At 72.6% G+C, this 13,931-nt stretch carries 10 protein-coding genes and 1 pseudogene; 7 read left to right on the forward strand and 4 right to left on the reverse strand.

All coding sequences use genetic code 11. The annotated features are described in order from the left end of the window. Positions 1–90 precede the first annotated feature (90 nt). Positions 91–1,191 (reverse strand): LacI family DNA-binding transcriptional regulator, encoded by a 1,101-nt coding sequence (locus LEL83_RS02070; protein WP_198657549.1) that lies wholly within the window; start codon positions 1,189–1,191, stop codon positions 91–93. 230 nt (positions 1,192–1,421) lie between these two features. Between LEL83_RS02070 and LEL83_RS02075 the strand changes: the two genes are divergently transcribed. Beyond that, positions 1,422–1,568 (forward strand): hypothetical protein, encoded by a 147-nt coding sequence (locus LEL83_RS02075; RefSeq protein ID WP_198657548.1) that lies wholly within the window; start codon positions 1,422–1,424, stop codon positions 1,566–1,568. A 124-nt stretch (positions 1,569–1,692) separates the two neighbouring features. Here LEL83_RS02075 and LEL83_RS02080 read toward each other — a convergent pair whose 3' ends face one another. After that, on the reverse strand, positions 1,693–2,394 hold the full coding sequence (locus LEL83_RS02080; RefSeq protein ID WP_225557570.1) for a GntR family transcriptional regulator: 702 nt from the start codon (positions 2,392–2,394) through the stop codon (positions 1,693–1,695). A gap of 80 nt (positions 2,395–2,474) precedes the next feature. Between LEL83_RS02080 and LEL83_RS02085 the strand changes: the two genes are divergently transcribed. Further along, entirely contained in the window at positions 2,475–3,665 is a 1,191-nt protein-coding gene (locus LEL83_RS02085; protein ID WP_225557571.1) for an MFS transporter, read from the forward strand. A 99-nt stretch (positions 3,666–3,764) separates the two neighbouring features. On the opposite strand, the gene LEL83_RS02090 is transcribed toward LEL83_RS02085, so the two are convergent. After that, the gene (locus LEL83_RS02090; RefSeq protein ID WP_198657545.1) at positions 3,765–4,919 is read right to left on the reverse strand and encodes a baeRF2 domain-containing protein; all 1,155 of its coding nucleotides are present in this window, start codon (positions 4,917–4,919) and stop codon (positions 3,765–3,767) included. Positions 4,920–5,139: 220 nt separating this feature from the next. Between LEL83_RS02090 and LEL83_RS02095 the strand changes: the two genes are divergently transcribed. From LEL83_RS02095 to LEL83_RS02110, 4 genes and pseudogenes are all read left to right on the forward strand, one after another. Then, positions 5,140–6,498 (forward strand): extracellular solute-binding protein, encoded by a 1,359-nt coding sequence (locus LEL83_RS02095; RefSeq protein WP_372454427.1) that lies wholly within the window; start codon positions 5,140–5,142, stop codon positions 6,496–6,498. Further along, positions 6,495–7,445 (forward strand): annotated as a pseudogene (locus tag LEL83_RS02100) (carbohydrate ABC transporter permease); the annotation flags it as partial. The gene LEL83_RS02095 and the pseudogene LEL83_RS02100, both read left to right, overlap by 4 nt. A 167-nt stretch (positions 7,446–7,612) precedes the next feature. After that, positions 7,613–8,548, forward strand: a complete 936-nt coding sequence (locus LEL83_RS02105) for a carbohydrate ABC transporter permease (protein WP_225557574.1) — start codon at positions 7,613–7,615, stop codon at positions 8,546–8,548. Beyond that, positions 8,545–11,535 (forward strand): glycoside hydrolase family 2 TIM barrel-domain containing protein, encoded by a 2,991-nt coding sequence (locus LEL83_RS02110; protein WP_225557575.1) that lies wholly within the window; start codon positions 8,545–8,547, stop codon positions 11,533–11,535. Before LEL83_RS02105 ends, LEL83_RS02110 begins: the two co-directional genes overlap by 4 nt. A 118-nt stretch (positions 11,536–11,653) precedes the next feature. Here the strand turns inward: LEL83_RS02110 and LEL83_RS02115 are convergent, their stop codons facing one another. Continuing rightward, complete coding sequence (locus tag LEL83_RS02115) at positions 11,654–12,073, reverse strand: DUF3151 domain-containing protein (protein WP_198657541.1); 420 nt, start codon at positions 12,071–12,073, stop codon at positions 11,654–11,656. 274 nt (positions 12,074–12,347) lie between these two features. On the opposite strand from LEL83_RS02115, the gene LEL83_RS02120 reads away from it, so the two are divergent. Beyond that, on the forward strand, positions 12,348–13,931 hold the full coding sequence (locus tag LEL83_RS02120) for an ABC-F family ATP-binding cassette domain-containing protein (RefSeq protein WP_225557576.1): 1,584 nt from the start codon (positions 12,348–12,350) through the stop codon (positions 13,929–13,931).

Here is a 13,931-nt window from a genome sequence, read left to right on the forward strand (position 1 = left end):
GTTCCGTACCGGGGCGGCACGTCCTGGACCGCTCGGGGACTCGGGGCGGCCCGAGCGGCCGGGGAGGGCGCGGCGCGCTGGCCCGGCCCGCTACAGCGACGGCGGGCAGCTCTCGCGCAGCAGCACCTCGACGGGCAGGCGCACCGCACGCGGCGGACCCTCGCGGCGCTCCAGGCGGTCCACGATCGCCAGCACGGCGGCACGGCCGAGCGCACCCATCGGCTGGTGCACCGTGGTCAGCGGCGGTGACGAGAACCGCGCAGCGTCGATGCCGTCGAACCCGGTGACGACGACGTCCTCGGGCACCCGCAGCCCCCGGGCCGCCGCCGCGTCGAGCACCCCGAGCGCCGACTGGTCGTTCGAGCACACGACGGCCCGCGGGACGTCCCCGGCGAGCAGCTGGTCGGCGAGCTCCCGCGCCCGGGCCCGCCCGAAGTCGCCGTGCACCACCCGCACCGCCGATGCCGGCACGCCGTGGTCGGCCAACGCGGCCCGGAACCCGGCGGACCGCTCCATGTCGTCCGGCGAGTCGATCGGACCGGCGACGTACGCGAGCGACCGGATGCCCAGACGCCCGATCACGTGCGACGCGAGCGTGCGCATGCCGGCGGCGTTGTCGACGCTCACCGAGTCGAAGCCGTGCGAGCGCCGGTCGTCGGCGAGCACCACGACCGGGATGCGTCGGGCGACGTGGTCGAGCAGGTCGTCCGGCACGGTCTGCGCCAGCACGGCGAGACCGTCGACCCGGCCGGCGACGTCGTTGACGATGACGTCACGGGACGACCCGCGCCCGGCTGCGACCATCAGCGCGAGGCCCCGCTGCCAGGCCTCGGTCTCGGCGCCGCGCAGGACCTCGTCGAAGTACAGGTTCGACGAGAACGGCTGGGTGACGTGCCGGCGGTCGTCCACCACGCGGACGCCGCCGTCGGTCACCAGGTCCGGTCGCTCGTCGGGCACCACGTCGAACCCGGGCAGCAGCAGCCCGACGACACCCGTCCGCTTGCCGGCGAGACCGCGGGCGTTGCCGGAGGGGACGTAGCCGAGGGTCCGGATCGCCGCCTGGACGCGGTCCCGGGTGCCCTCGCGGACGGCGTCCGGCGTGCGGAGCACGCGGGAGACGGTCGCGATGGAGACACCGGCGGCGGACGCGACGTCGTAGACGGTGGGCGGTGCGGTGCGCTGGTCGGCCAAGCCGTGCCTCCCGTCCGCCGTCCGCTGGAGCCGCGCCTCGTCTGCGCGGCCGGACCATCCTAGGCACGACCCGGAGCGCGGTTTCTCCACAGGGGCACGGCGGGTGCTTGCGGGACCGTACCGTCCGCGCGACACTGTTGCGACCTCAGTACGTCCCGTGAGGAAGCGCACCAGCGGGCCGCCTGCCCGCACCGTTCTGGTTGCCCACACACGCAGGGAAGGACACCGACATGTCGCAGTCGACACGTTCCGGGAGCAAGCTCGCCAACCGCGCGAGCCACGACGAGGCCGAGGTGCGTGCTGCACTGCTCGAACGCACGGAGGGCACGACGTTCGACGACGTCGATCCGACCCAGGAGCCGGTCGACCGGCCGTAGCGGCGGCTCGTCGGGCCCTCACCGCACCGACGAGCGGTCGGGAGGCGCGGCGCACGCCCGCGCGTCCGGCACGCACCGACGGAGTGCGACCGCGAGCGGTCCCGTCCACGGCGTGGACGGTCCGTCAGCGCTCGGTCGTGCCGACGATCGTCATGCCCGCACCGCGCAGGCGACGACGCTCCTGGGCGATCCAGCTGAGCAGGCGGTCGTTCGTGCCGGCGACGTGTGCCGAGACGAGCTGCGCCGCGCGGTCGGCGTCACCGTCCCGGACGGCGTCGATGATCGCGCTGTGCTCCTGCCATGCGGCGTCGCGCGCCTCGGGCGTCCGGACCTCGATCCAGCGGGTCCGCTCCAACCGCGTCAGGGCGTCGGCGATCGCGTCGGTGACGAACCGGTTGCCACCGAGCGCGGCGAGCTCGAGGTGGAACGTCGACCCCATCCGGATGCCGGCCTGCTGGTCCGGCGAGGGCCGGAGGTCGTCGAGGTGCCCGCGGACCTCGGCCAGCTGCTCGGCGTCGGCGCGCTCGACCGCGAGCCGGACGGCGGCGGGTTCGAGGATGCCGCGCAGCTCGGCGAGCGAGGCGATCTCGTCGAGGTCGATCGGGGTGACCGTCCACGAGCGCCCCTCGTGCAGGATGAGCCCCTCGCGCTCGAGCCGCGACAGTGCGGCGCGGACGGGGGTGCGTGAAGCGTGGAACCGGGCTTCGAGTCCGCGCTCGGAGATGCGCTCCCCCGGCGCGATGTCGAGGGTCAGGATGGCTGCGCGCAGGTTGTCGTAGAGCTGGGCCGTCTGCGACACGGGCGCGGCGTCGGTCGTGTCGGTCACGGCGGACAAGCCTAGTGGCGAGTGGGCGGGAATGGTATACCGTCATGGTATACCAATCCGTTCCAGGGTGAAACGATGGCATGACCGCGACCACTCCTCCCACTCCTACCAGCCCGCGCGCCTGGACGATGCTGGCCCTCGGCGTCGGTGCCCAGGCCGCGGGCACGCTCGTGGTGACCGCTCCCGCCCTGCTCATCCCCTCCCTGCACGCGGACGGGACCCCGCTGCCCGTGGCCGGCCTGCTCGCCGCCGCGCCCACCTTCGGCATGGTGCTGACGCTCATCGCGTGGGGTGCGATCACCGACCGCATCGGCGAACGTGTCGTCATCGCCGGTGGGCTCGCCCTCACCACGATCGCGGCCGTCGGGGCGTGGGCGGCGGCGGGCGACCCGGTCCTGCTCGGCCTCGCGTTCCTGGCCGGGGGCATGACGAGTGCATCGACCAACGCGGCGAGCGGGCGGGTCGTGGTCGGCTGGTTCCCGAAGGAGCGGCGCGGCCTGGCGATGGGGATCCGGCAGATGTCCCAGCCCCTCGGCGTGACGCTCGCCGCCCTCACGGTCCCGCAGCTCGCCGAGGCGTCGAGCATCCGGGCCGCCCTGGTGCTGCCGGTCGTCCTGTGCGCGGTGCTCGCCGCCTGCTGTGCGGTCGGGATCACGGACCCGCCGCGTCCGGCCTGTGCCGCCGTGGCGACGGTGCCGGCCAACCCCTACCGATCCGACGGCTTCCTGTGGCGGGTGCACGCCGTGTCGGTCCTGCTCGTGGTGCCACAGTTCACGCTGTCGACCTACGGCCTCGTCTGGCTCGTGGGCCTCGGCTGGTCGACGCCAGCGGCCGGGCTGCTCGTCGGCGCCTCGCAGTTCGTCGGGGCCGTCGGCCGGATCCTCGTGGGCGTCTGGAGCGACCGGGTCGGGTCGCGGGTCGGGCCGCTGCGGGTCGTCGCGGTCGGTGCCGCCGCCGTGATGGGGCTGCTCGCGCTCGTCGACGTCACGCACCTGGCAGCCGGAGCCGTGTTCCTGGTCATCGCGACGAGCGTCACGGTCGCCGACAACGGCCTGGCCTACACGTCCGTCGCCGAGGCGGCAGGGCCGTACTGGTCCGGCAGGGCTCTCGGCGCGCAGAACACCGGTCAGTTCATCGCGGCGAGCGCCGTCGGCCCCGGTGTCGGTGCGTTGGTCACGACGGTCGGCTTCGCGGCGTCGTTCGGCATCGTCGCCGTCCTGCCGCTGCTGGCACTGCCCCTGGTCCCCCGCGTCGACCGCTCGTCCGACTGACGGGCGGCACCGGCGGAGCGACGGACGGGAGGCCCGAGGCGGGGTCGCCACGGGCCTCCCGTCCGTCACCGGCTCAGCACAGCGACGGCGTCCGGAGCCTCACGCGGGGACGGTCGGCCCGACCGGCCAGCGGAGCAGGGCGGCGGCCGGTGCGCCACCGGGCAGGGACGCCGCGTTCACGAGCACGAGGTCGGCGTCGGTCAGCACCGCGGCCCGCACGAGCGCGCACACCGCCGGCACCGCACCGATCACCGGGGTGCCCGCGGCCTGCTCGGGCGCGGTCGCCACCCACGGCGCACCCGCCAGGGCGAGCAGCGTGCGGTCCCCGACCGCCTGCGCGTCCACCGCCACCGTCGCGCCCTGGGCTTGCTGCAGGGCCTCGACCACGGACCCGATCCCGGTCACGACCTGGTTGTCGCCGCGGCCGGTGTGCGTGCGGAGCAGGTCCTCGAGGTCGTGCCGATGCGTCGCGACGACCCGGGCGAGCGCGGTCTCGACGTGCTCCACGAACGCCTGCTTCGACGCGGTGTCTGCCCGCGGGTCGCCGGGGAAGACCGAGACGAGCGCCTTCGCCTCGTTCGACAGCGACTTCACCAGGAGCTCACGGGCCGTGACGTCGCCGGCCACCACCACGAGCCCGGGCCGCAGGTCGCGGACGGCTGCGTCGAGGGCGCTCGCGACCTCGGACTGGTTCTGCTTCCAGATCTCCTCGGTGTGCTGCTGCCAGTGCGGCTGCTTCCAGCCGGTGCCGGCCTTGGCGTAGTGCAACGTGTCGTTGCGCCCCTCGACCTGCTGCTCGACGGCGACCGCGGCGTGTCCCAGACGGTAGGCGCGGAACGCCCCGCCCTCCTTGCCGGCGTGCACGACCAGGAACGGCAGGTCGACCGGGCGGTGGGCGACGAGCGGCACCAGGTCCGGCACGGCACCGACCCCCACGGACTCCGGTCCGTGCAGGTGCCCGGGCAGGACCTCGCTCAGCACCACGACGTCGTCGTGCACCAGGACGTAGCGCGCGACCGGCGACGGGACGCCCGGCTCCTGCTCGAACTCGGCGGCGACCAGGTCGACGACCGCGTCGGACGCGCCCTGCGCACGGAGGGTCTCCTCGATCCCGCGCAGTCGGAGTGCCGCCTGCCGTCGCGGGTCCTCGACGTTGCCGGAGACGTCGCCGTAGGCCCAGGCCCAGGTGCCTCCGCCCTCCAGTCGCTCCCCCAGGATCCGGTGCAGTTCGCTCGTCGCGTTGGTCGACGTCATGGCAGCTCCTCTCGGACGGGCCGGAGCCGACGAGCCCCGGCGCTCTCACGTGCGACCACACTCCACCCGCCCGACCGGGGCCGTCCACAGTCGCCAGCGAACACCCAGGCGGAGGGTTCCCGGCGACCCCACAGCAACGAGACGGTCACGAAACCACACCGTCGTTCGGTTCTGTGGTTGGGTGTGGGCAACCCCGATCAACGGCGAACGGAGTGCGGCAATGGCGCCACGACCACGACCCATCACGAGACGACACCTGTTGGGCTTCGGCCTCGGCACGGCGGCGGCGGGACTCCTCGCCGGCTGCGCCGTCCCGGGCTCGACCAACGTCAACAAGGCGGCCCTGGTGCCCGCCGCGGCCTCGGGCGAGACCGTCCAACTCACCTACTGGGCCTGGTTGAAGGACCTGCAGAAGGTGTGCGACGTCTGGAACGAGACGCACCCGGACATCCAGGTCACCGCGAACTGGATCCCCGGCGGCAACAGCGGCGGTTACCAGAAGATGTACTCCGCGCTCGCAGCCGGCGGCGGCCCGGACATCGGGCAGGTCGAGCTCCGGCAGATCCCCGAGTTCATGCTCGCGAACGGCCTGGTCGACCTGGCCCGGTACGGCGCGAAGGACTTCGAGTCGAAGTACGACGAGGCCGCGTGGGCCCAGGTGTCGTTCGTCGACGGCATCTACGGCATCCCGCAGGACACCGGCCCGATGGGCTTCTACTACCAGACGGCGATCCTGGAGCAGGCCGGCGGCGAACCACCGACGACGTGGGACGAGTGGCGCGACCTGGCCGAGAAGGTCCGCGGCACCGGCAAGCAGAACTACCTCGAGGTGTTCCCGGTGGCCGACGCGTCGCCCTTCGCCGCGTACGCGCAGCAGGCGGGGGCGCGGTGGTTCAAGATCGACGGCGACCAGTGGGTCGTCGACATGACCGATGACAAGACGATGATGGTCGCCGACTTCTTCGACGGCGTCATCGACGAGAAGTTGGTCGACACGAGCGCCGGCGCGTACTCGCCCGGGTGGTACGCCGCGGCGGCCAGCGGCAGGATCGCGGCCGTCACGAGCGCGAGCTGGGGTGACGCCCTGATCCAGTCGGTGCAGGGCGGCGAGGGCAAGTGGAAGGTCGCCCCGATGCAGAAGTGGGGCGCCGACGGGTTCGGTTCGAGCGCGATCGGCGGTTCGACCGCTGCCGTGCTGGCGAACGCGAAGCACCCGAAGGAGGCGCTCGAGTTCATCACGTGGATGACCACGTCGAAGGAGGGCATCGACGCGATGATCAAGTACTGCGGCATCGGCTGGTCGCCGGCGGTCGACTACATCGGCGCCGCCCGCCAGCAGCCGTCCGAGTGGTTCTCCGGGCAGAACTACAACGAAGAGGTGTTCGTCCCCGCGGCGCAGGCGCAGAACGTCGAGTGGTCGTGGTCCCCCGTGACCCAGTCGGCGTTCACGAGCCTGCAGAACCAGTTCCGCCGCAAGCTCACCTCCGGCCTCAAGCTCAGCGACGCCGTGGAGCTCGCCCAGCGGGAGATCGTCCAGTCCTTCAAGGACAAGGGCCTCAGCGTCAGGACGGCACGATGACCCAGCAGACCACCACCAGGCAGTCCGCCGGTCGACCGGCCGCCGGCGCCCCCGCCTTCCGCACGAGCACGAAGGCCACGAGCGCCCAGAAGCGCGCCCCGTGGATCCTCCTCGCGCCGTTCCTGGCACTGTTCCTGCTGACGTTCGTCATCCCGATCATCAGCGCCCTGTTCCAGTCGTTCACGACCGTCGACCGCGAGGGACTGTTCGGCGAGGACGGTGTCGTCGGCCGGTTCGCCGGCTTCGACAACTACGTCATCGCCCTGCAGGACAGCGGCTTCGTCGCCTCGATCGGGCGGATGCTGCTCTTCGGCATCGTGCAGGTCCCGGTGATGATCATCGCCTGCACGATCCTGGCGCTGCTGCTCGAGTCGGCGAGCGCCCGGTGGCCGGGGTTCTTCCGCGCGATCTACTTCATGCCCTACGGCGTCCCCGGGGTCATCGCGACGATCCTCTGGTCGTTCCTGTACGTGCCGGGGCTTTCGCCGATCGTCGCGGGCCTGCAGTCGATCGGGTTGCAGCCGGACTTCCTCGGCGCGAACAGCGTGCTGTGGTCGATCGCGAACATCGTCACGTGGACCTACACCGGCTACAACATGCTCATCATCGTGGCGCAGCTGAAGTCGATCCCCGGCGAGGTCTACGAGGCCGCGAAGGTCGACGGCGCCAACGCGTTCCAGGTCGCCTGGCGCATCCAGATCCCGCTCATCGCCCCGGCCCTGGTGCTGACGACCGTGTTCTCGATCATCGGCACGCTGCAGCTCTTCGCGGAGCCGCAGATCCTGTCGACCGTGGCCCCGGCCATCGACACCGAGTACACGCCGAACTACGCCGCCTACACGAACGCGTTCGCGTTCAACGAGTACGGCGTCGCGAGCGCGCAGGCCGTCATCATCGCCCTGGCCGCGTTCATCCTGTCGTTCGCGTTCCTCGCGTTGACGAACCGACCGCCGAAGGACGAACGCGACCGCCGCAAGCGGGCGAAGCGGGACGGTCTGGAGGCCCGCACCGCGCTCCAGACGCGCGCTGCGGCGGGCAGCACGGTCACCACCACGGCCGAGCCGGGCCTCCCGGCCAGGACCGGACTGCAGAACGGGACGAAGGGGACGGACGCATGACCAGCGAAGCCATCGAAGCGCCGGCCACGGCGAAGACCGCCGTCCCCGTCGACACCACGTCGATCACCGCGCACCAGCGTCGCAAACTCGACCGCTCGGGCAGGTCGCAGATCGTCGTGACGGGGATCCTCGTCATCGCGGCGCTGTACTTCCTCGTGCCGCTGTACTGGGTGGTCATCGCCGCCACGAAGACCACCGGCGCGCTGTTCTCGACGCCCGGGTTCTGGTTCGGCGGCGAGTTCGCGCTCTTCAGCAACATCCAGCAGGTGTTCTCGTACGACGGCGGCATCTTCGTCCGCTGGATCGCGAACAGCGTCCTGTACTCCGGCGTCGGAGCGGTGCTCGCGACCTACTTCGCCGCGGCCGGCGGGTACGCCCTGGCGAAGTACGAGTTCCGCGGTCGGCAGCTCGTGTTCGGGACGATCCTCGGCGGCGTGCTCGTACCGGGCACCGCGACCGCACTGCCGCTGTTCCTGCTGTTCTCGACGCTGGGGCTGACCGACACGTACTGGAGCGTGCTCATCCCGAGCCTCGTCTCGCCGTTCGGGCTGTTCCTCTGCCGGGTCTACGCCTCGGCCTCCGTCGACACCGCGCTGCTCGAACAGGCACGCATCGACGGTGCCGGTGAGCTGCGGATCTTCCACACGATCGTGCTGCGGCAGATGACCCCGGCGCTCGTCACGGTGTTCCTGTTCCAGGTCGTCGGCATCTGGAACAACTTCTTCCTGCCGCTCATCATGCTGGCAGACCAGAAGCTGTACCCGATCACACTGGGACTCAACAACTGGCGTGCCCAGGTGGACCGGCTGCCGGAGTTCTACCAGCTCACCACCGGCGGGGTGCTCGTCTCGGTCATCCCGCTCGTCATCGCCATCATCGTCCTGCAGCGCTTCTGGCGCGGGGGCCTCACGGAAGGATCGGTCAAGGGTTGACCATCGCCGCACTCTCCTCCACCACCCCGGGTTCCGACACGCGGCTCGCACCGCGGGCCTGGTTGCACACCGACGCCCCGGCCCTGTCGCTGAACGGGGAGTGGGACTTCCGGTGGTCGCCGGTCGCCGACGTCCCCCTCCCCGGGGCGGAGGCGGAGTGGGGCAGCATCCCCGTCCCGTCGCACTGGGTGCTGCACGGGCACGGTGCGCCGAGCTACACGAACCTGCAGTACCCGTTCCCGATCGATCCGCCGCACCCGCCGGAGGAGAACCCCACCGGCGACCACCGCCGCACCTTCTCGGTGCCGTCGTCGTTCGACGCCGCGGGGCGCGTGCTGCTGCGGTTCGACGGGGTCGAGTCGCACTTCCGGTTGTGGCTGAACGGCGAGCTCGTGGGCTGGTCGACCGGGTCGCGACTGGCGACCGAGTTCGACGTCACCTCGCTGCTCGTCGCGGGGACGAACGAGCTGCTCGTCCGGGTGCACCAGTGGTCGGCGGCGTCCTACCTGGAGGACCAGGACCAGTGGTGGCTGCCCGGGATCTTCCGCGACGTCACCCTGCTCGCCCGTCCGACGGCGCCGATCGACGACGTGTTCGTGCGGGCCGGGTGGCGCGCGACCCTCGGCACCGCTGCGTCGGCGGGCACCGCGGCGTCGGGTCGCCCCGCGACGGGCACCGGCACGATCACCTTCCCGACGCTCGACGCGGCGTTCCCGGTGCGGTTCGCGGTGCCCGACCTGGGGGTCGACGTGACCTGGGCCTCGGCGGAGGACGTCGCGCCGATCGAGGTCGAGGGGGTCGAGCCGTGGAGCGCCGAGCTGCCGCGGCTGTACGACGCCACCCTGTCGTCCGAGGGCGAGACCGTCTCGCTCCGGCTCGGCTTCCGCACGGTGTCGATCGTCGGCGACCGGTTCCTGGTGAACGGTGAGCGCGTGGTGTTCCACGGCGTGAACCGACACGAGACCCACCCCGTGCGCGGCCGGGTCTTCGACGAGGAGCACGCGCGCGCCGACATGGCGCTCATGAAGCGGAACAACGTCAACGCCATCCGCACCTCGCACTACCCGCCGCACCCCCGCGTGCTCGACCTGGCCGACGAGCTCGGGTTCTGGGTGATCCTGGAGTGCGACCTCGAGACGCACGGGTTCATCTTCACCGGCTGGGTCGGCAACCCCTCCGACGACCCGGCGTGGGCCGAGGCCTACGTCGACCGCATGGCCCGGACCGTCGAGCGCGACAAGAACCACGCGTCGATCGTGATGTGGTCGCTCGGCAACGAGTCCGGCACCGGGCGGAACCTGGCGGCGATGTCGCAGTGGGTGCACGACCGCGACCCGGAGCGTCCCGTGCACTACGAGGGCGACTACACGGGCGAGTACACCGACGTGTACTCCCGGATGTACCCGACGCTGCAGGAGACCGAGTCGATCGGCGGCGGCACGCCCACGCCCCTGCTGGGCTGCGGTCCCGCCGAGGCCGCACGACAGCGGTCGAAGCCGTTCATCCACTGCGAGTACGTGCACGCGATGGGCAACGGCCCCGGGCAGATCGCCGAGTACGAGGCCCTGGTCGACCGGTACCCGCGCCTGCACGGCGGGTTCGTGTGGGAGTGGCGGGACCACGGCCTGCTGGCGACGACGCCCGCCGGCGAGGACTACTACGCGTACGGCGGCGACTTCGGCGAGGTCGTGCACGACGGCAACTTCGTGATGGACGGCCTGGTGCTGCCCGACGACACCCCGACGCCGGGGCTCGCCGAGTTCGCTGCCGTCGTGGCCCCGATCCGCCTGGCGGTGTCCGACACCACGATCCTGGTCGAGAACCGGTACCACTCGGCCTCGACCGCCGGGCTCCGGCTGTGCTGGACCCTGTCGCGGAACGGCGTGGTCGAGTCCGCGGGACGGCTGTCCACGGGCATCGTCGCCGCACGTGAGTCGGCGACGGTCCCGGTGCCCGCCGAGGTGCTCGACGCGGCCACGTCGGAGCTCGCCCCCGGCGACGAGCTCTGGTTCGACCTGACCGTGGAACTGGCGGGCCCGACCGCGTGGGGGGACACCGGCCACGTCGTCGCACGCACCCAGCGGCTCGTCGCGAGCCGCGCGGCGGACGCACCACGGGCCTCCCGGCAGACCTGGGACGGTGACCAGCTCGGTGACGGGACCTTCAGCGCGCGGGGTGACCTGGTGTCCTGGAAGGGCCACGAGGTCGCGGGGCCGCGCCTGGAGCTCTGGCGCGCGCCGACCGACAACGACCGACTGGCCTCGCAGGGTGGCTACGAGACGGCGGACCCGGTGCTCACGCACGGGGTCGGTGATCCGGACGCTCCCCCGTCGGCGACGCGCTGGCGCGACCGGGGGCTGGACCGCCTGACGCACCGGCTGGTGTCGGTGACCCGCACCGCGTCCGGCCTGGAGCAGCGCGTGCGCGTGGCGGCGGCGAACAGCGGGTCGGGCCTCGAGGTCACGCACCGCTGGACCCTGACGACCGACGGGCTGCAGCTGCAGACCGACGCCGTGCCGTTCGGCGCGTGGGACGTGACCTGGCCGCGGATCGGGGTGCGGTTCGACCTGCCCGCGTCGCTGGCCGATGCGGAGGCGACCTGGTTCGGCACGGGGCCGCTCGAGTCGTACGCCGACTCGTCGCACGCCGCCCGCGTCGGCCGGTTCACCGCGCCGGTGCGGTCGCTCGGTGTGGAGTACTCGCGGCCGCAAGAGACCGGGCACCGGCCTGCACTGCGGTCGCTGTCGGTCGGGCCGTTCACGGTGTCGACCATCGGGGCGCACCGTGCCGGGTTCACCCTGTCGCCGTGGACCGCGCAGCAGGTCGACCGGGCCGCGCACCCCTACGAGCTGCCCGTGTCGGACCACCTGTACCTGTACCTCGACGCCGCGCAGCACGGGCTCGGGTCACGCGCGTGCGGGCTCGACGTGCTGCCGGAGCACCAGCTGTGGCCGCAGGCGTTCTCGTGGAGCGTGCTGCTGGGGTAGGCGCGGCTGCGCGCGGCGCGCGAGCTGCGCCCCGCTGCGGTCTTCGCGCCCCGTCTCTCCGGGGCGCGACGACCGTGGCGGGGCGCGGGGCGGTTGCGCCGCGCCGGGCGCCCGCGCGCTACGCGCCCAGGGCCCGCAGCGCCTCGGGGTCGCTCGCGTTCAGGAACTCGGTCAGGCGCTCCGGCTCGCCGGGCTCGTCGATCGCCTCGGCCGCGCGGCGCAGGGCGAACAGCGCGCGCAGCACACCGCGGTTCGGCTCGTGCGACCACGGCACCGGACCGGCACCGCGCCACCCCGCCTTGCGCAGGGCGTCGAGCCCCCGGTGGTACCCGACCCTGGCGTACGCGTAGGACTCCAGGCTCGCGCCGCGCTCCCACGCCTCGTCGGCGAGCAGCGCCCACGCCAGGCTCGACGACGGGTGCGACACCACCACGCTGGCGACGGGGGCGTCCGCGGCGAGCGCGGCGGTCACCTCCGGTTCGGCGGGCAGCAGGGTCTCGGGGTTCGACGACGGGGTCGGCAACAGGTTCTCCGGCATGCCCCCAGCCTGTCATCCCTTGCGGGTGCGTGCGTGCGGGATTACCGTGGGTGCCACCTCGTCGTCATCGCGAGGCCCCCGGGGCGGGAGACCGACCGGCGGATCGGATGGCGGTCACGGGGGTCCCCGACGGAAGCAGACGGATTGCTGTCGATCACCGGTACCGCTCAGCCCACGCGCTGACACCGTGATCGCGCGCCCCGTCGGGCGCTCCTCGCCCGCTCGGGTGGGCTCGGTGTCGTGCGCCCAGCACCGACACCGGGGAGACACCTCCATGCCCACCAGTCCGTCCGTCGTCCTGCACGACGTCACCTTCGCCTGGCCCGACGGCACCGTCGCGCTCGACCACCTGTCCGCCGCCTTCGGGCGCGGTCGCACCGGCCTGGTCGGGAGGAACGGGGCCGGCAAATCCACGCTGGTCCGGCTCGCGACCGGCCGGCTCCACCCCACGTCGGGCACCATCTCGACGTCGGGTCCCGTCGACCACCTGCCACAGCGGCTGTCGCCGCCGTCGACCCCGGGCCAGGCCGCCACGGTGGCGGACCTGCTCGGCGTCCGCCCCACGCTCACCGCGCTGCGTGCCGTCCTCGCCGGCGACGCCGACCCCGCGCAGCTCGACGCGGTCGGTGACGACTGGGACCTCGAGGAGCGTGCCGCCGCGGTGCTCGAACGCGTCGGACTCGACGGCAGCGACCTCGACCGGCCGCTGTCGACGCTGTCCGGCGGGCAGGGCGTGCTCGTCGCCGTCGCCGGGGTCCGGCTGCGCGGTCGGCCGATCGCGTTCCTGGACGAACCGACGAACAACCTGGACCGACGGGCCCGCGGGCTGCTCCTCGACGTCGTCGACGACTGGCGCGGGACGCTCGTGGTGGTGAGTCACGACCGTGAGCTGCTCGAGCACGTCGACGAGACCGTGGAGCTCCGCGCCGGTTCGATGACCGTGTTCGGTGGCACGTTCAGTGCGTTCCAGGACCACCTGGCCGTGCAGCAGGCCGCCGTCGAACGCGAGGTGCGGGTCGCCGAGCAGCGGCACCGTGCCGAGAAGCGGCAGCGCATCGAGGCGGAGACGAAGATCGCCCGCCGCGCGAAGGCCGGTGCCGAGGCGGGCCGGTCGATGCCGAAGATCCTGGCCAACGAACAGCGGAAGAAAGCGCAGGAGACCGCCGGACGCCTCCGGGTCGCGCACGGTTCCGCCGAGCAGCAGGCACTCGCGACCGTGCGCGCGGCCGAGCTCCGTCTGCGCGACGACGAGTCGATCCACGTCGCCCTGCCCGACCCCGAGGTGCCGGCATCGCGCCGCATCGCCACCATCACCCTGCGCGGACGCGGGACGATCGTGCAGGGGCCGGAGCGGATCGCGGTCACCGGGGACAACGGCGTCGGGAAGTCCACCCTGCTCGAGCAGCTCGTCGGCGACCCCGCGGCCCGTGCGCACCCGCTGCCGGACACCACCGCCGTCGCGCACGTCGACCGGATCGCGTACCTGCCGCAGCAGAAGGACACCCTCGACGACACCGCGACCGTGCTCGACAACGTGCGCCGGGACGCCCCGCACGTCCCCGTCGCCGAGGTGCGGAACCGACTCGCGAGGTTCCTGGTGCGTGGCGACACCGTCGACCGGCGGGCCGGAGATCTGTCCGGTGGGGAGCGGTTCCGCGTGGCGCTCGCGACCCTGGTGCTCGCCGACCCGCCACCGCAGCTGCTCGTGCTCGACGAACCGACGAACGACCTCGACCTGACGAGCGTCGACCAGCTCGTCGACGCGCTGCGGGCCTACCGCGGAGCGCTCATCGTGGTCAGCCACGACGAGACGTTCCTGGACCGGCTCGACCTCGACGAGCGGATCGAGCTTCGGTAG

This window comes from Curtobacterium oceanosedimentum (genome assembly GCF_020297365.1).
Taxonomy (GTDB): Bacteria; Actinomycetota; Actinomycetes; order Actinomycetales; family Microbacteriaceae; genus Curtobacterium.